At 20.5% G+C, this 22,715-nt stretch carries 18 protein-coding genes; 9 read left to right on the top strand and 9 right to left on the bottom strand.

The window, feature by feature from the left end; translation table 11 throughout:
- Positions 1–43 precede the first annotated feature (43 nt).
- Complete coding sequence (locus GJT87_RS02035) at positions 44–1,438, bottom strand: basic amino acid/polyamine antiporter (RefSeq protein WP_168895740.1); 1,395 nt, start codon at positions 1,436–1,438, stop codon at positions 44–46.
- A gap of 42 nt (positions 1,439–1,480) precedes the next feature.
- Positions 1,481–2,224 carry a Nif3-like dinuclear metal center hexameric protein gene (locus tag GJT87_RS02040; RefSeq protein WP_168895799.1) on the bottom strand — a complete coding sequence of 248 codons (744 nt, stop codon included), beginning with the start codon at positions 2,222–2,224 and terminating at the stop codon, positions 1,481–1,483.
- Between the two features lie 187 nt (positions 2,225–2,411).
- On the opposite strand from GJT87_RS02040, the gene GJT87_RS02045 reads away from it, so the two are divergent.
- From GJT87_RS02045 to rplS, 5 genes are read left to right on the top strand one after another with little or no spacing between them, the layout of a single operon-like run.
- On the top strand, positions 2,412–3,791 hold the full coding sequence (locus GJT87_RS02045) for a signal recognition particle protein (RefSeq protein WP_168895741.1): 1,380 nt from the start codon (positions 2,412–2,414) through the stop codon (positions 3,789–3,791).
- A gap of 14 nt (positions 3,792–3,805) precedes the next feature.
- Positions 3,806–4,036, top strand: coding sequence for a 30S ribosomal protein S16 (rpsP, locus tag GJT87_RS02050; protein ID WP_211080592.1), 231 nt, complete (start codon positions 3,806–3,808; stop codon positions 4,034–4,036).
- An 18-nt stretch (positions 4,037–4,054) separates the two neighbouring features.
- Entirely contained in the window at positions 4,055–4,567 is a 513-nt protein-coding gene (rimM, locus tag GJT87_RS02055; RefSeq protein ID WP_168895742.1) for a ribosome maturation factor RimM, read from the top strand.
- Between the two features lie 2 nt (positions 4,568–4,569).
- On the top strand, positions 4,570–5,328 hold the full coding sequence (gene trmD, locus GJT87_RS02060) for a tRNA (guanosine(37)-N1)-methyltransferase TrmD (protein WP_168895743.1): 759 nt from the start codon (positions 4,570–4,572) through the stop codon (positions 5,326–5,328).
- A gap of 9 nt (positions 5,329–5,337) precedes the next feature.
- On the top strand, positions 5,338–5,688 hold the full coding sequence (gene rplS / locus GJT87_RS02065) for a 50S ribosomal protein L19 (RefSeq protein WP_168895744.1): 351 nt from the start codon (positions 5,338–5,340) through the stop codon (positions 5,686–5,688).
- Positions 5,689–5,700: 12 nt separating this feature from the next.
- Here the strand turns inward: rplS and recD are convergent, their stop codons facing one another.
- From recD to GJT87_RS02080, 3 genes are read right to left on the bottom strand one after another with little or no spacing between them, the layout of a single operon-like run.
- Entirely contained in the window at positions 5,701–7,560 is a 1,860-nt protein-coding gene (recD, locus tag GJT87_RS02070) for an exodeoxyribonuclease V subunit alpha (RefSeq protein WP_168895745.1), read from the bottom strand.
- A gap of 24 nt (positions 7,561–7,584) precedes the next feature.
- A complete protein-coding gene (gene recB / locus GJT87_RS02075; RefSeq protein WP_168895746.1) occupies positions 7,585–11,124 on the bottom strand; it encodes an exodeoxyribonuclease V subunit beta in 3,540 nt (1,179 codons plus the stop codon).
- A gap of 17 nt (positions 11,125–11,141) precedes the next feature.
- Entirely contained in the window at positions 11,142–14,213 is a 3,072-nt protein-coding gene (locus GJT87_RS02080) for an exodeoxyribonuclease V subunit gamma (RefSeq protein ID WP_168895747.1), read from the bottom strand.
- Between the two features lie 181 nt (positions 14,214–14,394).
- Here GJT87_RS02080 and GJT87_RS02085 point away from each other — a divergent pair, with 181 nt between their 5' ends.
- A complete protein-coding gene (locus GJT87_RS02085; protein ID WP_168895748.1) occupies positions 14,395–15,039 on the top strand; it encodes a MutH/Sau3AI family endonuclease in 645 nt (214 codons plus the stop codon).
- Between the two features lie 15 nt (positions 15,040–15,054).
- On the opposite strand, the gene lysA is transcribed toward GJT87_RS02085, so the two are convergent.
- Complete coding sequence (gene lysA, locus GJT87_RS02090) at positions 15,055–16,320, bottom strand: diaminopimelate decarboxylase (protein ID WP_168895749.1); 1,266 nt, start codon at positions 16,318–16,320, stop codon at positions 15,055–15,057.
- Between the two features lie 319 nt (positions 16,321–16,639).
- Here lysA and GJT87_RS02095 point away from each other — a divergent pair, with 319 nt between their 5' ends.
- The 3 genes from GJT87_RS02095 (at position 16,640) to crr (ending at position 19,258) form a co-directional block, all read left to right on the top strand.
- A complete protein-coding gene (locus tag GJT87_RS02095) occupies positions 16,640–16,894 on the top strand; it encodes an HPr family phosphocarrier protein (protein ID WP_168895750.1) in 255 nt (84 codons plus the stop codon).
- 113 nt (positions 16,895–17,007) lie between these two features.
- Entirely contained in the window at positions 17,008–18,720 is a 1,713-nt protein-coding gene (ptsI, locus tag GJT87_RS02100; RefSeq protein WP_168895751.1) for a phosphoenolpyruvate-protein phosphotransferase PtsI, read from the top strand.
- A 25-nt stretch (positions 18,721–18,745) separates the two neighbouring features.
- Positions 18,746–19,258, top strand: coding sequence for a PTS glucose transporter subunit IIA (gene crr / locus GJT87_RS02105; protein WP_168895752.1), 513 nt, complete (start codon positions 18,746–18,748; stop codon positions 19,256–19,258).
- A gap of 139 nt (positions 19,259–19,397) precedes the next feature.
- On the opposite strand, the gene ruvC is transcribed toward crr, so the two are convergent.
- The 3 genes from ruvC to aspS are packed head-to-tail and all read right to left on the bottom strand — an operon-like array spanning position 19,398 to position 22,397.
- On the bottom strand, positions 19,398–19,874 hold the full coding sequence (ruvC, locus tag GJT87_RS02110) for a crossover junction endodeoxyribonuclease RuvC (RefSeq protein WP_168895753.1): 477 nt from the start codon (positions 19,872–19,874) through the stop codon (positions 19,398–19,400).
- Between the two features lie 26 nt (positions 19,875–19,900).
- Positions 19,901–20,632: a YebC/PmpR family DNA-binding transcriptional regulator gene (locus tag GJT87_RS02115; protein ID WP_168895754.1), complete on the bottom strand. Its 732-nt coding sequence runs from the start codon at positions 20,630–20,632 to the stop codon at positions 19,901–19,903.
- Between the two features lie 16 nt (positions 20,633–20,648).
- The gene (aspS, locus tag GJT87_RS02120; RefSeq protein WP_168895755.1) at positions 20,649–22,397 is read right to left on the bottom strand and encodes an aspartate--tRNA ligase; all 1,749 of its coding nucleotides are present in this window, start codon (positions 22,395–22,397) and stop codon (positions 20,649–20,651) included.
- Between the last annotated feature and the right edge of the window lie 318 nt (positions 22,398–22,715).

Below are 22,715 nucleotides of genomic sequence, written 5' to 3' on the forward strand. Positions count from 1 at the left end.
GACTGTTATATGTTATAAATAACAGTCATTGACTATTTAATGTTTATATAACTAAAGAAATTAAAGAAAATATAGATCCTAAAAATAATATTATAAATAATATTTTTTCTTTTTTAGAAAAAATAAGCATATTACTATAATATATTTTAGTTATTATTATTAATAATAATCCTGGTAAATATAAGATTAATGATAATAATAAATGTGTTATTCCAGCAGCATACAATAACCATAAACCATACAGACAAGATCCTGTGGCGACAAAAAAATTTTTTATGTTAAGATTCTTATCTTTTAAAGATATTTTCAATAAATATGCGCCTACTAAAAAATATGGTATTAATATCATCTCAGATGCTAATGTTAGTAAATAATTATAATCTATATGTGTTAACCAAATTAATATTAAAAATATTTGCATGCTAAGATTTGTTAGCCATAATGAATATATGGGTATATGTTTTTTATTTTGTTTGGCAAGTATTGGAGGAAACATTTTATATCGTGCTGCTATTAAAGGTACTTCTGCAGCCATAATAGTCCAACTTAAATAAGCTCCACATACGGATATAATTAATCCTAATATAATGAAAATATAACCTATATCACCAATAAATAATTGCATTAATCCAGCCATAGAAGGATTTCTCATATGAGATAAAGCTAATCTTGGTAATATACCCAAAGATAATACAGTTGTTAATAAATATATACATAAAGCTATTATAATAGCTAGTAATGTTGCTTTTTGTATGTCTTCTTGTTTTTTTGCACGTGAAGATAATATAATTGCTCCTTCAACACCAATAAATACCCATAAAGTAATTAACATGGTATTTTTAATTTGTGTAATAATTGGTAAGTCTAAATCTAAACCGATTAGATCTGTAGTAAATATTTTATAACGAAATAACATAATTGCAAAAATCATAAAAACACTTAAAGGTAATAGTTTGCATATAGTTGTAATTAAATTAATAACAGCAGCTGTTTGTGTACCCTGTAATAATAAAATATGTATTAACCATAATAAAATTGATGAACTTAATAGTGCTTGCCAAGTATTTCCGTTACCAAAAATTATATGTTTATGATCAGTAAAAAAACTTAAAGATGCAAAAACAATTACTAAATAAGAAACATTAGCAATCACTGCACATAACCAATATCCCCAGGCAGAACAAAAACCTATTAATTCTCCAAAACCATCTCTAGCATAAGAAAAAATGCCTCCCTGTAAATGAGGTTTTAACTTATGTAATAATAACATGGATGTTGCTAAAAATAATATTCCTATACCAGTAATTAGCCAACCTATTATTAAAGCTATTGGGCTAGCGACATAAGCCATATTTTGTGGTAAACTAAAAATACCAGCACCTAACATAGAACTTATTACTAATGATGTTAATGATATTAAATTTAACTTTTTATTCAAAATAATTCCTTTCATATTTTAGTAAAATAATATTTTTAATAATTAAATTGGATTATTTATATCAATAAAATTTATATTAAGTTTATATTTTTTTTGCAACCATTCCCCTAACATGATTATTCCTCCTTTTTCGGTAGCATGATGTCCTGCAGAGATGAAATGTACGCCATATTCTTTTGCGGTATGTAAATTCATTTCAGAAACTTCTCCTGTAAGAAAAACATCTACACCAAAATATGCAGCTTCTTCAAAAAATTTTTGTCCTGCACCACTACACCATGCTATAGTTTTAATATTTTCTTTCGCATTAAAATTTAAATGTAACGGAATACGATGTAATTTTTTTGTAATTTTTTGAATAAAATCATTTATATGCATATGTTTTTCTAAACAACCATATAATACAAAAGGATTAATATTACCAATAATATTTATATCTAATATTTTAGATAAGTAAAAATTATTACTGATACTTGGATTAATATCTAAAGGCAAATGCCAGCTATATAAATTAATATTATTTTTTAGTAACGCATATAATCTATTTTTTTGCATACCTTTAATAATAAAAGTATTATTTTTCCAAAAAAGACCATGATGCACAATAATGGCTTCTATTTGTGATGTAAGAGCTATATTTAATAAATCTTGACATATGCTTACTCCAGTAATAATATTTTTGATATATTTTGTTCCTTCTACTTGTAAACCATTACATGCATAATCTTGTATATTGGTAAAATTTAATTTTTTATTAATGTTATTTTCTAGTTCAATATTATTTATCATTTTATTTTTTTAAAATTTCTATATAATGTATTATTTATAAATAGATTATATATTCACAATATAATCTATTATATGCTATATGTTTTTGTAACATAATAGACAAAAAATAAATAGTACCTTTTTATTTTTATAAAAGATATCTATTATTTTATAACGTTATTTTTTATATACCATAGGAATTACAATGTTTAAGTTTTTAAGTAAAAAATTATATAAAACATTTTCTAAAATTAAAAATTATGGACGATTAACAGAAACTCATATAAAAAATATATTAGATGAAATGTATCAAAATTTATTAGAAGCTGATGTTGCGTTAATAGTCATCCAATATTTTTTAAAAGATATTAAAAAACATATTATTGGTAAAAAAATTAATAATAGTTTTACTCCTGGACAAGAATTTTTAAAATTAGTTAAAGAAAGATTAACAGAATTATTAGGATCCGAACAAAATAATATTAATTTTGCAACAAAACCACCTGCTATTATAATGTTTACAGGATTACAAGGTACTGGGAAAACAACTAGTGCGATTAAATTAGCATACTTTTTAAAAAAAAAATATAATAAAAAAGTTATAGTAACATCATTAGATATTTATAGACCTGCAGCTTTAGAACAATTGAAAATTTTAGCAGAAAAAATTAAAATTGATTTTTATCAAATAAAACAGCATACTGATATAATGCAAATAACTAGATCGGTTTTACAACACGCTAAAATTTATTTATACGATATATTAATTGTAGATACAGCTGGAAGATTACATATTAATAACATTATGATGGAAGAGATCAAAAATATATATAATATTTTAAAACCTATAGAAAATTTATTTATTGTAGATTCTATGTTAGGTCAAGATGCCATTATAAGTGCAAAAACATTTAATAATATTATACCCATTACAGGAATTTTTTTAACTAAAGTAGATAGTGATGCAAGAGGTGGAGCTGCATTATCAGTTAAATATATAATAAAAAAACCGATTAAATTTATAGGTAATGGAGAAAAAATTAATCAAATAGAAATTTTTAATGCAGAAACAATCGCACGAAAAATATTGGGTATGCGTAAAGAACTTCTTAATATTGATGAAATACAAAAAAAAATAGATGCTATCAAAAAACAAAATTTAATAAAAAATTTAAATAAAAAAACAACATTAAGTTTACATGATTTTTTAATACAATTAGAACAAATTAAAAAATTCGGTAGTAATAATATTATGAATATTTTTCATAAACTTAATATTAATCAACAACAATATATTAATAATCCGATTATGAATATTATTCATGTTAAACAAGAAACAATCAAAAATCTTAAAAATATTATTCATTCTATGACTAAATTCGAACAAAATAATATAGATATTTTAAATTTTTCTCGTAAAAAAAGAATATCTTTAGGATCAGGTATTGCTTTAAATAAAATTAATATGATACTTAAACAATATTATCAAGTAAAAATATTAACTAAAAAAATTAAAAATAATAGTAAAATAAAAAATATGTTTAATAATATGGCTAATTTTTTAAATAAAAAACATAAAAAATAAGGTATAGTAATATTATGTTAAAAATCCGTTTATCACGACAAGGTGTTAAAAAAAAACCCTGTTATAAAATTATTGTTGCAAACAGTAAAAAAGCTAGAGATGGACGTTTTATAGAAAAAATAGGTTTTTATCAACCTTTTAATATACAAAATAATATATCAATAAATACAAAAAGAATACAATATTGGATCTCGCATGGTGCTATACTTTCTAAAAAAGTAAAATTTTTATTAAAATTAAAATAATTTGTCATACAATATCAAATGATAATTTTAGGTAAATTTGGCTCTCTTTATGGTATTAAAGGATGGATTAAATTATTTTCTTATACAGAAAATCATGGTAATATTTTTTTATATAAAAATCTATTTATTTTAGATCAATTAAATAAAAAACATTACATAAAATTTTATCAATATATTTATAAAAAAAAATTTTATATTACTCAAATTAATATTGATAATAATATTATAAACAATCTAAACTTTAATTTAGTTAATAAAAATATTATGATACAATATAAAGATATTATTATATATAAAAAACCAAAAGAATATTATTGGTATGATATTATAAAATGTAAAATTACTAATACAGAGAATAACAATTTAGGTGTTGTTACTAATATTATTACTACTGGTATACATGATATATTAGAAGTACAACAACATAATCATCAAAAAAAAATATATATTCCCTTTATCATGCAACAAATAATTAAAAAAATAGATTTATTAAAAAAGATTATTATAGTGCATTGGGAAACAATCATTTAAACATGACAATTATGATRTGGATAGGTATAATAAGTTTATTCCCTAAAATGTTTGATGCTATTAAAAATTATGGTATTACCAGACAAGGAATAAAAAAAAAATTATTACAATTAGATTTTTGCAATCCTAGAGATTATACAAATAATAAATATAAAATAGATGCGCCAATATATGGTGGTGGTGGTGTAATATTAAAACCTGAACCATTAATTAAAGCTATTAAAGAAATTAAAAAAAAAACAAAAAATAAAAATATAAAAGTAATTTATTTGTCTCCCCAAGGGAAACATATTAATATACAATATATAAAAACTTTATTACAACATGATTTTATTTTAATTTGTGGACGATATAAAGGTATAGATGAACGTGTAATACAATATTTTATAGATGAAGAAATTTCTATTGGTGACTATATTTTAAGTGGCGGAGAATTACCTGCAATGATTGTTATTGATGCTGTATCTAGATTAATACCAGGAGTATTAAATAATATTACATCTAATCAAACAGATTCTTTTTATAATAATGGATTATTAGATTGTCCTAATTATACACGTCCACAAAAAATCACAAATTATTCTCATGTTCCAGATGTATTGTTATCAGGTCATCATAAAAAAATAAATGATTGGAAGTTACAAAACTCTTTAGGTTATACATGGCTCAAAAGACCTGATTTATTAAATAAAAAAAAATTAAATCATAAAGAAAAATATCTTTTAAAGATCTTTAAAAAAAAATTTTTTAATATTAAGTAAGAGGTAAACATGAATATTATTAATGAAATAAATCAACAGTATATTAAGAATAAAAAAAATATACCGATTTTTAGAATCGGAGATACATTAGTGGTACACTTATGGGTACTCGAAGGAAATAAAAAAAGAATTCAGTTATTTGAAGGTATGGTAATTGCAAAAAGTAATAAAAATATTAATTCTTCTTTTACATTACGTAAAATAGCTCATGGAGTTGGTGTAGAACGTGTCTTTCCTCTATATTCTAATATGATACATACCATATATATTAAAAAACTAGGTTTGGTTAGAAAAGCAAAATTATATTTTTTACGTAAATTAACTGGTAAAGCAGCACGTATTAAAGAACGTTTAATCTAAAAAATAATAATATTAGTTTATAATATTATGTAGTAAAAGTTTTTTCTTAAAATTAGAATAACGTTTTATCTTTTGTTGTATTGTTTGAAAAAATATGTTATATGGACTAAAAATATATATTTTTTTTTTAGCTCTGGTTACAGCAGTATAAATTAATTCTCTATTTAATATAGAAGTAAATTTATTTGGTAAAATTAATGCAACATGATTAAATTCTGATCCTTGTGCTTTATGTATGGTAATCGCATAAGACATGTCATGTTCAGGTAATTCATCAATATTAATAAATTTGTATTGATGATGAGGTAATTGAAAAATTATTTGAAGTTTTTTTTTTTTCTGATTCCATATGGTTATACCTATATCACCATTAAATAAATTTAATAAATGATTATTTTTAGTAATAATGATGGGTTTACCTGGGTACCAAATTGATTCCATATAATGAAAACTATATTTTTGTTCAGAAAATATATTATCTAGTTTATTATTCATTATATTCGTTCCAAATAAACCATTTTTAATAGCACATAAAATTTGATAATTTTTTAAATTATGAAAATAATTATCAATATTTTTTATGTCATTATAATGTTTAATATAATAAAAATATTGTTTAAAATATATAATATGATTTTGAATCATATTATTATATATTTTAATACTATTAATATTAATATATTGTACGTCATAATATTTATGGGTTGAAAATACACTTTGTATATCTTTTATGCGTTTTTTTTTAATAGATAGAGCTAATTTGTGTATACCTGAGGAATGTTTATAACGATAATTTTTTGTTAATGTATGAATACAATTACGAATATAACATGTTGTATTATTTTTATTAATCTTCATAGTCATTAACATCGTTGTTAAAAAATTTTTATAAGCTTTGGTAATGTTAAATTTTTTAAAATAACATATGTCCTGTAATAAATAACCAGTATTTATTGGAGGTAACTGATATTCATCACCTAATAAAACTAAAGAACTATTTTTAGGTAAACTATCTAAAATCATAGCCATTAGATGCAAATCAATCATAGATGCTTCATCAACAATTAATAATTGTGTATTTAATTGATTTTGTTGATTAAATATGGTAGTTTTTTTGTATACATTAATTTTAAAAAAATTATGTATAGTTGTAGCATTATGTGGTATTTGTTTAGCTTCTTCTTGTGTTACTACTGAAAGAGGTAATAAACTAAAAAATACATTTAATGATTCTGTTATTCTATTAGCAGCTTTACCTGTAAAAGCAATAATATGTATTATTACATTTTTTTTAATTTTTATAAAAGCCAAAATAATTTTTGCTATAATAGTGGTTTTACCTGTTCCTGGAGAACCTGTAATAATACTGATTCTATGCATCAAAGCTGTTATAATAGCTATTTTTTGAGATATATTATTAACATCATAAAATAGATCATTTAGATGATTTTTTATTTGTGTAATGTATTGTACATAATATTTATTATTTAGAAAATGATTAACAATAGTATTTTCTAATTTCCACATTCTATACATATAAAAACATTTATGTTCTATTATAAAGGGTGTAATTTGCATTTCTTTACCATTACTTACGATATATGAATATGATAATAATTTTTTTTCCCAATTAATATTACTAGAAAAAAATTTATGAATTTTATTTAATAGAGTTTTATTATCATAAAAAATTTTTTTTAGATTTAATTGTGATATTGGTAAACATATATTACCATCTCGTACAAATTTACTTAAATATGACACAGCAAACATTAATTCTGGTTGTGTATGACTTATTAAAATATTTGCAAATTGTAAATCGATTTCTTGAAATAGTTTACTTTGAGATAATAGTTTTAATAAACGATGCATTTATATTACCAAAATATTAATATTTTACTTAAATAATAAATCTAATTTTTGGATTAGTTCTATTGATGGTTTATGCAACCAAATACCATTTTTATTTTTCATATTATCATTAATTCCTCGTATATATAAATAAATAACAGCACCAAAATGTTTATTATAATTATAGTGATACATGTTGTTTTTTAAATATTTGTGTAAAGCTAATGTATACAATTGATATTGTACGTCATAACGATTTCTACATATATCATTTTTTATATTTTTATAATTATAGTAATTAATATTGTAACCTAACCAAGTAGTTTTATAATCAATAATATAATATTTATTATTCCATATACATACTAAATCTATCATACCATTTAAAAATCCTTTAAATTCTGGAAAATATATTGTTGATAGATTTGAAGAAATCATATCATATTTTTTAATAATATTATTAAATTCTATATAATGAATATTATTTTTTATTGTACAATAGAATTCAAATTCGACTTGTTTATATTCTTCTATTGCAAGTTGTTTTAATATAATTTGCTGTGTTCCTAATGGTTTATTAATGATATTATTAATCCAATTAATTAACATTTTATTCCAAGAAATATGAATATTATTTTTTAATAATTCTTTTTTAATAATATCATTAATATTATTATATTTTGTAATAACTTTTTCTAGAATTTTATGTATAAATATACCAATATTTTTACCTACTAAAAAATTATGTTGTGTTTTTTTAGTATATTTTTTTTGTTCTTGTAAAAAATAAAATGTTTCAATAGGTTTGATATAAATTTTATTTTCATATTGTATTTGTTTTATTTTAGTAAAGTTCATAATCTCTAAAATATTAAATTTATTTGGAATATTATTATTATGTTCTAAAAAATCATATTGATATATTAAAACATGAGGAGTAACAATTTTATTGACTGTAAACATATTACAATTTAAAATAATTAAGTTGATATCATTAGTACTGAATTGTTTTATATTTTTATATAAAATGTTTGTATCATAATTTTTATTTTTTAATAAATACTGTAAAGCATTAAAATATTTTATATATTTATAATATTTATTATGTTGATGAAACTGTATGTTAGCTAGACCAATATTACAAGTAAAAATAGACCTAGTAATAGATACATACAATAATCTCAAATTTTCTGATAATGATTCTTGTAAAGCATATTGAATACTTTCTCGTTTTTTATGAAAATCAATATTTTTTTCATAAGTAATGGGATCATGATAAATAATAACTTCGGAATTAATAACATCAATAAAATTACAAACGATAAAAGGTAACCATACAATATTAAATTGTAAACCTTTAGATTGATGGATAGTCATAATTCTTATATGATTATTTTCATCATATTGTTTAGGCAAACATAATATATTTTTAAAATTTGGATATATAATTTGTTTTGTGATCCATTGTATTAAAATGTTTATATTAGTAGTTTGTCTAAATATTGTTTGTATATGTTCCCCTATATATAATATATTTTTAATTTGTTTTGTATTATATAAGCAAATAATATCTATTTTTTTAAAAATATTTTTCTTAAGAAAAAAATATTTTAACATATATAGAATACCTTTTTGTTGCCAAATTCCTTTATATATAGAAAATTGTCGCATAATTTTTAATAAAAAATTATTTTTTTTATCCACATCAAAATTTTGCAATGATGTGGTAAATAAAGAATGATTTAATATACACATAACATATTTTATATTATATGGTTCAGCAATAGCTCTTAAAAGTAAAACTAGTTCTTTAGCTTCTAAATTTTGGAAAATATTATTTTGTTCAGATAAATATATAGACAATATATTAAATTTTATTAGTTCCTTTTGTATAATATATGCTTCATATTTATTACGCACTATGATAACAATATCAGTTATATTAATTTTTTTTTTTTTTTTATTTACAATAATATAATTATCATGCAATAAAGTTTCATAAATATTTTTAGCACATATATATGCAATTTTTTGTTTGAAACACATATTATTATCTTCATGCATATCAAACCAAAATGTTATACCCGGTTGTATCTTATTATGTATTATTAAATTATAATTATATTTTTCCTGTATATATTTAAGAGGTCGAAAATATATGTTTTTTAATAAAAAAGGATTAGATCTATTCATAAACAAATTATTAATACTATTGGTCATAGTACTTGACGAACGCCAATTATATTGTAGTGTATAACAATATTGAATTTTTTGTTTAGCTTGCAAATATGTAAATACATCAGCATTTCTAAATGCATAAATAGATTGTTTGGGATCACCAATATAAATTAATAAACTATTATGTATATTATTCAAATAAATTTTTTGAAAAATATTATATTGTTCTATACTAGTATCTTGAAATTCATCTAATAAAACAACAGGATATTTTTTTTGAATATCTTGGGCTATTGATATACCTAAAGTACTGTTTAAACGGTTTAATAAAATATTTAGCAAATCATCAAAACTAATTTGTCTTGTTTTTATTTTTTTTATTTTAATAAAATTATTTATATATTCTACTACTTGAGATAAAATTAAATGTTTTAAGCTGACTATTTTGTTTAAAAAAATATCTATTTTAGTAAATAAAATATGTTTAGGAGGGCATTTAATACTATGTAAAATTAAGTTTTTTTGTGAAAATTTTTTTAATTTTATAGGATAACTATTATCTAATGTATTTGTAATAGCCCATACATTAATTTCTGTAATCCATTTAATTAATGAACGTTTATTATATAAATATTTATTTATATCACTATCATGTATAATATGTAAAATATTTTTATAATATAATTGCCATGATTTTTTCATAATATTAATATAATTAATATTATGTTTAAATTGTTTAGTAAAATGAATATTATATGTGTTAGATTTAATATTTAAATGTTTATAATGATAAAAAAATGGCAATATAGATTGTAATAAGTATTTTGGTGTTTTAAATTTTTTAAAAAATATTTTTACAATTTGCATGGGTAAAGATTGAATATGTTCATGCCAAAATTGTGTAATAGCTTGATGAATCCAATATAATTCTAATTCATTATTCATAATAGTAATTACATTATGTGTAATATCATAACTTTTCAAATTTAAAATTCTTTGACAAAATGAATGAATTGTATAAATAGATGCTTTATGTATATTTTTGATCGCTTGCAATAAAATTTTTTTGGCTTGCATCAAATCTTTAATTTCTGATAAAAGTATATTAATCATCTGATACTTACTTGACCCATTAATACAAGCACGTAATAAAATTTGTATACTATTAACGATTCTTTTATATAAATCACAAGCAGCCATTTCAGTAAAAGTTACAACTAAAATATTTTGTACAGTTAAAGGTGTAGAATATAGTTTTGGTTTATATAAACCTAAAATCAAACGTAAATACACAATAACAATTGTAAATGTTTTTCCTGTACCAGCAGATGCTTCGATTAAATATTGCCCTTGTAAATGCATCTTATATGGATTAAATTCTTGAGTTAATAATATCGGTAATTTCATCATTATATTAAATAATTTTATTTTATTTTAAAATACAATATATCTAATAACCATGTTATTATAATGTTTTGTATATCTAAAAATGTTTTTGATTGTATATCAAAATTTATTTTTTGGAAATATAAATCAGTTTTTTCACCAAAAAAATAATTTTCCCAATAATAAAAAAATTTTTTTTCCGCTTGTTTTTGTATTTTGCTACTATAATTAATACTATTAATGTTGGCATTATAACAAATATTTATCCAAGCCCAAGAACTTTTCATAGGYAGAATTATTGGGTTATTCATTCCTATAACATATCCTTGAATATATTTATTTAATAAATTTAACGCAATATTAGTAGGTATATATCCAAAATTATATTGTGTATCTTTAAAACCTATAATTTTAGCACTGTGTATAACACTATTATCATGCACACATAATATTAAATACTTAATCCAAAAAGCTATAATAGACTTAATATCTAAATATTTTGGTTGAAATTCTAATAATGTATTATGACTATATAGATACTTCATTTTACCATACAATATTATATTATCAAAATTTAAATGAACTTTTTTAGTTATAATATTATATTGTTTTGAACCATAATATTTGTTATATATAACAGATATTTTGTGTACAGTTTCTAACCACCATGTTTTATTGTAATTGCCAAAAGGTAATAAACTATGATTTAAATAATATTTATATAATGTCATAATATTACCATGATTAATATATGTGTTAAATATATCATTATTAATGATATATTTTTGTAAATAATTAATATTAAAAGATTGAATTTGAAAATATTTTATATCATTAATATTTTGTAAATATATTCCTAATCTTTGATTAAAAAAACCTTTTAGAGGATGTTGCCAAAAACTAATTAAATTACAAATATTAATATTATTAATGTCAAGTATTTTAAATTTTAAGTTAAACTTATTTGTCTGTACAATATTTTTTGTAATCTGAAATTTTTGATATGGTATATAATGTATAATATTATTATGAAGAACAAAATTATTATACATATATGTAATTAATGTTTGTATTGTATTAGAAACATTTTGATGTTCGTGGGGTCGTGACACGTAACTAATATATAATTTTTGTTTAGTAAGTGTTAATAATTTTAAAAATGTATATTGATCTATATTTTTATTATTATTTTGTTTTAAATAATTATTTAATAAATTAAATGGAATACCATGTGATTTACGGGGGAAATATTCTTCATTCATACCTATTAAAATATATATTTTAGTTGGCTTGATAAAGAAATTATTTAAATTACAAAAATTAATTTTATCAATTTTAAAAGATTGATAGTCTTGTATATCACAAATATAATTAATAAGATTTATAATCGTAAAAATGTCAACTTTATTTTTATATTGAGTATATGTACCATATTGTATGCATTTTTTTATTTTATGAAAAAACTTATATATTTGTATATTATAAAAAGTTTTTTTAGGGAAAAAATCTAAATATATTTTTTTTAAAATATYAGTCCATTTTACCAAAAAATATGATTTTTGCAAATAATTTTTCCATTTATATAAAAGAAATAATAATTTTGTAAATTTTCCTAATATAATACCAGTAGTATTATCAATACCAGGATATGGAAGAATATTATTCCAGATTTGTTGTGTATTACCTAAAGCATATCCAACATATAAACGTTGTAATGCTAAAGTCCAAGTATATTGATTTTTTAATAAATCAAAATTTTTCATATTACATAAGTTTATATCATATCTAATATCCATATTTTGGATCCAAAAATGTAAATATTCTATATCTGTATCTTTAATGTCTAATTTATTTAAAATATATTTATTATCTAATAATAAATATATTTTGTTAGGAGTAATATTTTGATGCATTAATTGTAATAAATATAAAAATATGTTAATGATATTTATATTTAAAAAATTAGATTTAGTTCTAATATTAATAGGTATATTTTTTTCACAAAATAAATCTTGTATTAATGGTGCATATACTTCTAACTTAGGAGATATAACCACAATATCATGAAGTAAATAATTATTATATGAATTTAAAATACTCATAATATTCTGATATAATAACGTTATTTCATTTTGAATATTTTCACAAGAAAAAATTTGTATAGAAGTATCTATATTTTGTATTTTTTTTTTACATACTGTACTATCGGTAACATATAAAATATCTTTTTGTATTGCAGTTAATAAATTATGATCCTTTATAGATACAAAAGCATCAATATCTCTTGCTGAGATATCTAAACATATATTATTCATATATAATCCATATTCACCCAGTTTATTTAGTAAACTATTATCATTTAAGGCCAGCCAGTAATATTGGCATGGATTATAACAAAATAAATGTATTTCAAGTTGTTTTTCAAATAATTGTAATAATTTTATATAAATATAAGGAATATTATATATCTCGAAAATAAATATTTTAGTATATGGTAAATCTAATTTTAAGATATTTTGTGTTTTTAAAAAATAATATAAATTACCATAATGCCATAATTTTGTTTGTAATGTGTTTATATAATATTGTGTAATACTATACCACAATTTAGATTGCCAAATTTCATTTTGATTATTATCAAAATAATTTTGTTGTTCCCAGAGAATTAATAATTCTGGTTTATATTTTTGATATTGATCAAATATATCAGCAATATGTATAGCAATATCTAAATTAGAATATAAATATTTCATTTTATGAAAATATTTTTTTAAAAATAAAAACTCTGGCAAATGAATTAATTTAGGTATCAAATGCATTATAGACCAAATAATAGAATATTTATTTAAAAAAACGTTATTGCCCTTTGTTAGGAAAGTAAGAGTTTTTTTTATAATATCCATGATAAATATATCTATTGTAGAATAATTAATATTCGCATGTATTTTTATATTATTTGTTAAATATAACTTGAATTCATTAATATTGTTTTTATTATTAATTAATATTTTTTTAGATTGTAAAATATTAGTTTTATTACAATTTAAAATTTGTAATTTTAATATTTGTAATAAAATTTTCATTTTATTTGATTTATATATAGTAAACATTATGAAATTTTAAAAAATAACTATTATTCTAAAATTATTTTTTAAATCAAGAAATTATAAGTTATATATATAAATATAATATATATTATTCAATATAATTGGAATAAAAAAATTATATAATAAATATCTAATTTAGATTAAATATAAAATTTATATTATTATTTTTTTATAAAGGATGCCTATGTATATATATAACGAAGAAAATTTAATGATTAAAGCTCAGTTAATTATAGGATATAATATCATGGAAATAGCAAAATCATTAAATTATTTTCTTCCTAAACTTATGAAGTATAACACAGGATGTATAGGAAAATTAATAGAATATTATTTTTTTGGTAAACATATTAATAATAAATTTAATCAAGATATTCCTTATCTTGGCATAGAAATTAAAACAGTGACAATTAATCCAGATAAACAAGTATTATATGATAGTTATATTTGTTCATGTGCATTATTAACACAAAATGTGTTTTGGGAAAAAAATAATATTAGTCAGAAAATATCTAAAATATTATGGATACCTATTATAACATATAATAGTAAAACACCTATATTAAATAGAATTATTGGTACTCCAGTATTATGGCAACCAACTTTATATGAAAAAACTATTTTACAATATGATTGGACAAATATTATACATTTATTAATTATGGGATATATACAAGATATAAATGAATATAATGGATATATTTTAAAAATAAAAAATAAAGCTAAAAAAGATGTCAATGCTAAAATTATAGATCAATATGGCAATATTATTTTTACTCTACCTAAAGCATTTTATTTTAAACGTCATTTTATAACATCAATTATTTAATTTTATATAACTTGTCTATATTATTTCTAAATTAATTAGTTCTTTAATATGTTGTTGACGACGAATTTGTGTGATTTTGTTATTATCTATAAGGATCTCAGGTATTAATGGTCTACTATTATAATTAGATGACATAGAAGCACCATAAGCACCAGTATCATGAATGATTAAATAATCATACAATTTAATATTAATAGATAATAAACACGTAGTGAGATTTCCTTGACTATTTTGAGTAAATACATCTCCAGCTTCACATAATGGACCAGCTATAATTGTAGGAATTTTATTATCTTGTGACAAATCTATCCCATTAGATGAAATAGCTGAAATATGATGATAGCTACCATATAAAACAGGTCTGCTGAAATCATTAAAACCGATATTTACTAATATAAATCTTGTATTTTGAATAAATTTAATAGCATAAATTTGTGCAATCAATATGCCTGATTCAGCTACTAAAAATCTACCTGGTTCTATTTCTAGCTGTATATCAGTATGAAAATATTGGCTAATTAACTTTCTAGTATTGTTCCATAAATTAAAATAATGGTCTATATTTATAGATTCATCATGTATCTTATAAGGTATAGATAAACCTCCTCCTGCTGAAATAGCATGTATTTTAGGCATATATTTTTTGGTTACATTATATAACATGGCATTGCATACTTTTTGTAAGTGTGTATAATTTACACCAGAACCGATATGCATATGTATGCCAATTAAATTAAAATGATATTTTTTTATTATTTGAATAGTTTTTTCCATATCAGAATACCATATACCATGTTTACTATATATACCTCCTGTATTTGTTTTTTTATTATGTCCATATCCAAAACCAGGATTAATACGTAACCATATATTATGTTTTTTTTTGTATTGTCCTAATTGATGCAACATATCTATAGATCCAATATTAATAGGAATATTTAATTCTATAATTCGTTTTAATGTATTATTTTCTAATATATCTGCAGTAAATAAAATATCATGATATGGATGATATCCGGCATGTAATGCTCTTTCAATTTCTCCTAAAGAAACGGCATCTATTTTAATGTTATTTTGTCTCATTAATTTTAAAATATTAATATTAGAACATGATTTTTGTGCAAATCTAATAATATCAAACTTTTTTAATTTTGATATTTTATTTTTAATATTATCTGCACAATATATCCAACATGGAGTATTATATTTTTTAATAATTGATAATATAAGTTGATTAGATAAACAATTTTTATTATGTTKCGGATCAAAAATTTTCTTCATAAAATAAAAACTCTATAAATTTAAATAATGTTATTTTAAAAAATAAAAATAATTATCTATACTAATGAAATAATATTCAAAATATTAACATATATTTTTATATAAATAAAAACATATTCTATTCTTAAAAAGATATTTTTCTATTTTAAAAAATATTTTTAAAAATATAAATATATGTTATATATGAATATATACAATAAATTATATGATAAAATAATCTTATAAAATATCATTTAATCTTATACTATTATATAATATTGTAAAATATGATTTTAATTATATAATAATATTTCAATAAATTAAAATTTAGGAAACAATAATGTTACAAAAAGAAGTGATAATTAGTAATAAACATGGATTACATACTAGACCAGCAGCACTATTTGTTAAAGAAGCTAAAAATTTTGTTTCTGAAATTACTATTACATCTAATAATGTTACAGTAAATGCAAAAAGTTTATTTAAAATACAAACGTTAGGATTATCTAAAGGAACAGTTATTATTTTAACTGTTTCAGGTATAGATGAGCAACAAGCAATGATACATTTAGTACAAATTATGAAAAATTTGTAACATATATTTCATTTTCATGAAAATAAAATTTAATTTTAATTAATGATAGTTATTATATCTTTTATATATACTTAATAATAACGTTAAATTATATAAACATTGAGGTAATATTTATGATTTCAGGAATTTTAGCTTCTCCTGGTATTTCTTTCGGTAAAGCTTTTGTGTTAAAAATAGAAGATATTATTATTCAAAAAAAAAAAATTGATAAAGAATATGTTGATATAGAAATTAATAAATTTCTTAATGCACAAAAAAAATCTATAAAACAATTACAAAGTATAAAAGAACATGAAATAAAATTTAATACTGATAAAGAATCTATACTTGAAGGACATATAGTATTATTACAAGATATTGAAATGTCTAAAGATGTTATTATTTTAATAAAAGAAAATTTATTTTCTGCAGCATATGCTGTAGATAATATTATTCAAAAACAAATTAAATCATTACAAAATATTAATGATACATATCTGAAAGAAAGAATGAGTGATATTAAAGATATTGGTCATAGATTAATTAAAAATATTTTAAATATGAATATGAATGATTTAAATATTTTTAATAATGAAGTCATTTTAATTGCTAAAGATTTAACTCCTTCAGAAACAATACAATTAAATACAAAAAAAATTTTAGGATTTATTACTGATCTAGGTAGCCAAACATCACATACTGCTATTATGGCACGTTTATTAGATATACCTGCAATTGTTGGTACAGGTAATATTACTCAAATAGTAAAGAATAATGATTATATTATTTTAGATGGTATTTCTAATCATATTTATATTAATCCTAAAAAAGAGACTATTACTGCTTTAAAAAAAAAATATAATAAATATATTTTAGAAAAAAAAAAATTAATACAATTAAGTATTGTTCCTGCTTACACTAAAGATAATTATACAATCAAAGTTTGTGCAAATATTAGTACAATAGAAGATTTACAAAAAGCAAAAAATAATGGTGCAGAAGGTATAGGTTTATATAGAACTGAATTTTTATTCATGAATCGTAATTCTTTACCTAGTGAAGAAGAACAATTTAATACATATAAACAAATTGCATCTAATATGCCAAATAAAACAATTATTATTAGAACATTAGATGTTGGCGGCGATAAAAATATACCATATATGAATTTACCTAAAGAAGATAACCCTTTTTTAGGTTGGCGTGCTATTAGAATTACAATGGATCGTATAAATATTCTACATACTCAATTACGAGCAATATTAAGGGCTTCAGTATTTGGACAATTATGTATTATGTTCCCTATGATTATTTCTATAGAAGAAATAATATTTTTAAAAAAAGAATTACAATTTTTAAAAGAACAATTATATCATGAACAAAAAAAAATACAACATAATATACAAATAGGAATTATGATAGAAACACCAGCAGCAGCAATTATTGCTCATCATTTAATAAAAGAAATTGATTTTTTTAGTATAGGTACTAATGATTTAATACAATATACATTAGCAGTAGATCGTGGCAATGATTTAATTTCGCATTTATATAATCCTATTCATCCCGCACTTTTATTTTTAATTAAAAATATAATTGATGCATCACATTCTGAAGGAAAATGGACTGGAATGTGTGGTGAATTAGCTAGTAATGAAAAATTTATTCCAATATTATTAGGTATGGGATTAGATGAAATTAGTATGAATGCTGCTTCTATACCAAACATTAAAAATATTATTCGCAATACTAATATGCGTGATGCTAAAATATTAGCAAAAAATATTTTAGCATCAAATACTATGGAAAAAATTAATCAATATATTATTAAATATCATAAAAAATAATAAATATGTTTTAGAGGATTGAGTTATGATAATTTTTACAAATTTTTTTAAAAAAAAACATACACACATAAAAAATAATTATATAAAAATTTTTGCACCTATTTCAGGTACGATCGAAAATATTGAAAATGTACCTGATACGGTATTTTCTGATAAAATTATTGGTGATGGCATAGCCATTAATCCTACTAGTAATATATTAGTATCACCAGTAGATGGTATCATCGGAAAAATTTTCGACACAAATCATGCGTTTTCAATACTTATAGATAATGATATAGAACTATTTGTACATTTTGGTATTGATACAGTTAATTTGCAAGGTAAAGGTTTTAAAAGAATATTTAATATAGGTAAAACTAATAATGTAAAAAAAGGAGAACCAATCATAGAATTAGATTTAGATTTTTTACGTAAACATGCTAAATCAATATTAACACCAGTAGTTATTTCTAATATAGAAGATATAAAAAAAATTTATAAATATACTAAACAAGTTCAAGCAGGTATTGATCCAATATTAAAAATATACAAATAAATTTGTTTTACTAAAAGCTAAAATTTTTTAATATTTTGTTTATGTCAGAATAAATTAATTAATATAAAATTATTGTTTTATATAAATAAAATACTAATACTAATATATATATATTAATTATAATTATAAATATTAATTTTTAACTCAGATCAAGATAATAACTATGTGTAATAGCTACAGCTAAAGCATCCGCTGCATCTTCTTTTAATGTTATTGATAATATATTTAACATAATACATACCATATTACATACATGTTTTTTATTTGCTCCACCAGTACCGCCTACAATCATTTTTATTTGTGTTGTAGCATATTCAGAAACAGATAAATTATGATTTACTGCTGATACTATAACAGCACCACTAGCATAGTTTAATTTTAAAGATGAATTAATATTTTTAGCAACAAAAACTTTTTCTATTGCACAATACTGTGGTTTAAATATATTAATAATATTACTGATTTTAGAGTAAATAATTTTTAAACGCATATAAAAATCATTAATTTTTGTTTTAATACAACCGCTATGAATATAAATTAATTTTTTTTTTTGTTTTTTTATTAAACCATAACCCGTTATTCTAGAACCAGGATCAATACCTAATATAATAGACATTTTTTTCTTCTTTTTTAAAAAAAATACTATACATAAATTGCATTATGAGAAATTTTTTTAATATCTACATTAGATTGTAAATTATGTATGATAGATATCAACTTTTGTTTAATCTTATCATTTATATGATATTTAATATATGGTATTGTTACAAATTTTATTTCTGATGGTTGTATCACAAATTTTTTTGATAATATTAATATGTCTTTATATTTTTGCTTAGAAAAAAAAACATCAATAGTTTTTTTATTAAAAAGTATATCATTTGGCATTAATTGCTCAGCTATATCAATAATACGGTTAATATTATTATTAACAATATATGTTAAAGATACTTTTTTTTGAAAAATATAATGATCAACACGATAATCACATATTATACCATGATATTTATCAAATATATTCCGTATAAAATTTATAGTACGATTTTTATTATTTGTTAGACATTGTATCATTAATGTAATACGATCAATCATACCATAATATATGAGATAATTTACATTATGACTAATATATTTGTGATTATATTGTTGATGATATTTTGTTATTATTTTATTAATCGTAACACGTTTCATGTTATATGATAATGCTTTATTCACTACTAATTTTAATTTAGTATTATCATATATATTAGCATTGTTATTATATTTTATTATTGAATGTAGTTCTCTTATAATTTTAGAAAATTTTTTATCTTTTTTTGCATCTTGATAAGCTTTACGATAACGTGTATTAGACCATTTACTATGTCCAGACATATAAAAATATTCCTTTTTATATATTACCTAAACCTAATTCCAATAAAATATCTTTATTTATTTTATGTGGTGCATTAGTTAATAGGCATGTTGCAGAAGTTGTTTTAGGAAAAGCGATAACATCTCTAATATTTGTTGTACGTACTAATAACATAACTAATCTATCTAAACCAAGAGCGATGCCAATATGTGGCGGCGTACCAAATTGCAATGCTTTTAAAAAAAAACCAAAATGATTTTTTTGTATATCATTATTTAATTTTAATATATCAAAAATTATCTTTTGTATTTTATAATTATTAATTCTTGAAGAACCACTGCCAATTTCATAGCCATTGATAACAAGATCATAAGAATCTGATAATACATTTTCTGGTTGTGATATTAACTTTGTAATATCATTATTTTTAGGTGCTGTAAAAGGATGATTAGTTGATATTAATTGTCCTTCCTGATTTTTAGTAAATAAAGGAAAATCAATAATCCATAATGGACACCAACTATCATTATTAATGATATTAAAATTATTGCCTAATATTGTTCGTAATATTCCCATAGAACTAATACTACCATAATATTTATTAGTGCCAATAAAGATAATATCTTTTTCACGTAAGTTTAAAAAATATATAATATGTTTTTGATTAATTTTAATATACTCTAAACTATTTAACGCATCTTCATTATTATTACTCATAATATTTTTTAAACCAGAATAACACACTTGCAAAATATTTAAATTTTGAATATTATACTTACTTTTATATGAATTATATTTATGTAAATTCTGTAAAGATTTTGTTGTACAATATTGTTTCTTAATTATAATAGCAACAAAGTTAGGTTGATATATTTTTATATTATGTTTAATAAAAATTTTAGATAAATTAATTAATTTTAAGTTATTTCTTAAATCAGGTTTGTCAGTCCCATAATCAGACATAGCTTGTTGGAAAGTAATAACATGAAATTTATTTAATTTAATATTAATGATTTTTTCCCATAAATGTATTATCATTAATTCTATAAAATTTCTAAAATCTTTAGATCTAACAAAAGACATTTCAATATCAATTTGTGTAAATTCAGGTTGTCTATCTGAACGTAGATCTTCATCTCGAAAACATTTCGCGAATTGGTAATAACGATCTAATCCTGAAATCATTAATAATTGTTTAAATATTTGTGGAGACTGTGGTAATGCATAAAAACAATTTTTATGTATACGACTTGGTACTAAATAATCTCTTGAACCTTCTGGAGTAAAATTAGTAAGAATAGGAGTTTCAATATTTAAAAAATTATTTTTTTCTAAAAATGTTCTAACAATACTCATTATATTTGATCGAGTTTTAATAATATGAATCATTTTTTCTTGTCTAAGATCTAAAAATCTGTATTTCAATCTATTTTCTTCTATATTAATATGATTATTATCTATAGGTAGATTTTTAGATTTATTTAAAATAACAAGTTTCGATACAATAATTTCAAGATGTCCTGTAATGATTTTTAAATTTATATTTTTTCTTTTTACTACTTTACCAGTAATTTTCACACAAAAATTATTGCGTAATTTTTGTGCAAGTTTATATGTTTCATTATATTTTGGTATAAATATTACTTGTATTGTACCTTGTATATCTTTAATATTAGCAAAAATCAATTTACCTAAATTTCTATAATTATAAACCCAACCATAAAGTGTTATCATATCATTGATATGTTTATCATTAACTTTACCACAATAAATTCTATGTTCCATTAATATATTCCTAGTAGTATAATTTAATGTTTTAATATATATGTTATAATAAAATTTTTATTACGATAATAAAGTATACTTGTACATCAAATATAAAAAACATAAAAGATATATTGCTTTATTTTTATATATGTAATTATTTTTATTTTGTATATAGAATATTATATAGTATAAAATCTATTATACTATCAGTATAGTGTAATATATACACTAAAAAATCTTTAGTATATTAATAAATATTATGTTTTTAATATAAAATATAGCATATGTTATTACATATTTCATTGTTCATTCTAAATTAGATTATAGTTATGTAAT

The organism is Enterobacteriaceae endosymbiont of Macroplea mutica (assembly GCF_012571345.1).
In the GTDB taxonomy this organism is placed as follows: domain Bacteria; phylum Pseudomonadota; class Gammaproteobacteria; order Enterobacterales; family Enterobacteriaceae.

Excerpts from the sequence above, each read along its gene's own strand:
- rpsP (WP_211080592.1), top strand. The coding sequence starts at position 3,806 with ATGTTAAAAATCCGTTTATCACGACAAGGTGTTAAAAAAAAACCCTGT.
- aspS (WP_168895755.1), bottom strand. The coding sequence starts at position 22,397 with ATGGAACATAGAATTTATTGTGGTAAAGTTAATGATAAACATATCAAT.
- rplS (WP_168895744.1), top strand. The coding sequence starts at position 5,338 with ATGAATATTATTAATGAAATAAATCAACAGTATATTAAGAATAAAAAA.
- GJT87_RS02085 (WP_168895748.1), top strand. The coding sequence starts at position 14,395 with ATGTATATATATAACGAAGAAAATTTAATGATTAAAGCTCAGTTAATT.
- GJT87_RS02095 (WP_168895750.1), top strand. The coding sequence starts at position 16,640 with ATGTTACAAAAAGAAGTGATAATTAGTAATAAACATGGATTACATACT.
- GJT87_RS02045 (WP_168895741.1), top strand. The coding sequence starts at position 2,412 with ATGTTTAAGTTTTTAAGTAAAAAATTATATAAAACATTTTCTAAAATT.
- ruvC (WP_168895753.1), bottom strand. The coding sequence starts at position 19,874 with ATGTCTATTATATTAGGTATTGATCCTGGTTCTAGAATAACGGGTTAT.
- ptsI (WP_168895751.1), top strand. The coding sequence starts at position 17,008 with ATGATTTCAGGAATTTTAGCTTCTCCTGGTATTTCTTTCGGTAAAGCT.
- rimM (WP_168895742.1), top strand. The coding sequence starts at position 4,055 with ATGATAATTTTAGGTAAATTTGGCTCTCTTTATGGTATTAAAGGATGG.
- recD (WP_168895745.1), bottom strand. The coding sequence starts at position 7,560 with ATGCATCGTTTATTAAAACTATTATCTCAAAGTAAACTATTTCAAGAA.
- recB (WP_168895746.1), bottom strand. The coding sequence starts at position 11,124 with ATGAAATTACCGATATTATTAACTCAAGAATTTAATCCATATAAGATG.
- crr (WP_168895752.1), top strand. The coding sequence starts at position 18,746 with ATGATAATTTTTACAAATTTTTTTAAAAAAAAACATACACACATAAAA.
- GJT87_RS02115 (WP_168895754.1), bottom strand. The coding sequence starts at position 20,632 with ATGTCTGGACATAGTAAATGGTCTAATACACGTTATCGTAAAGCTTAT.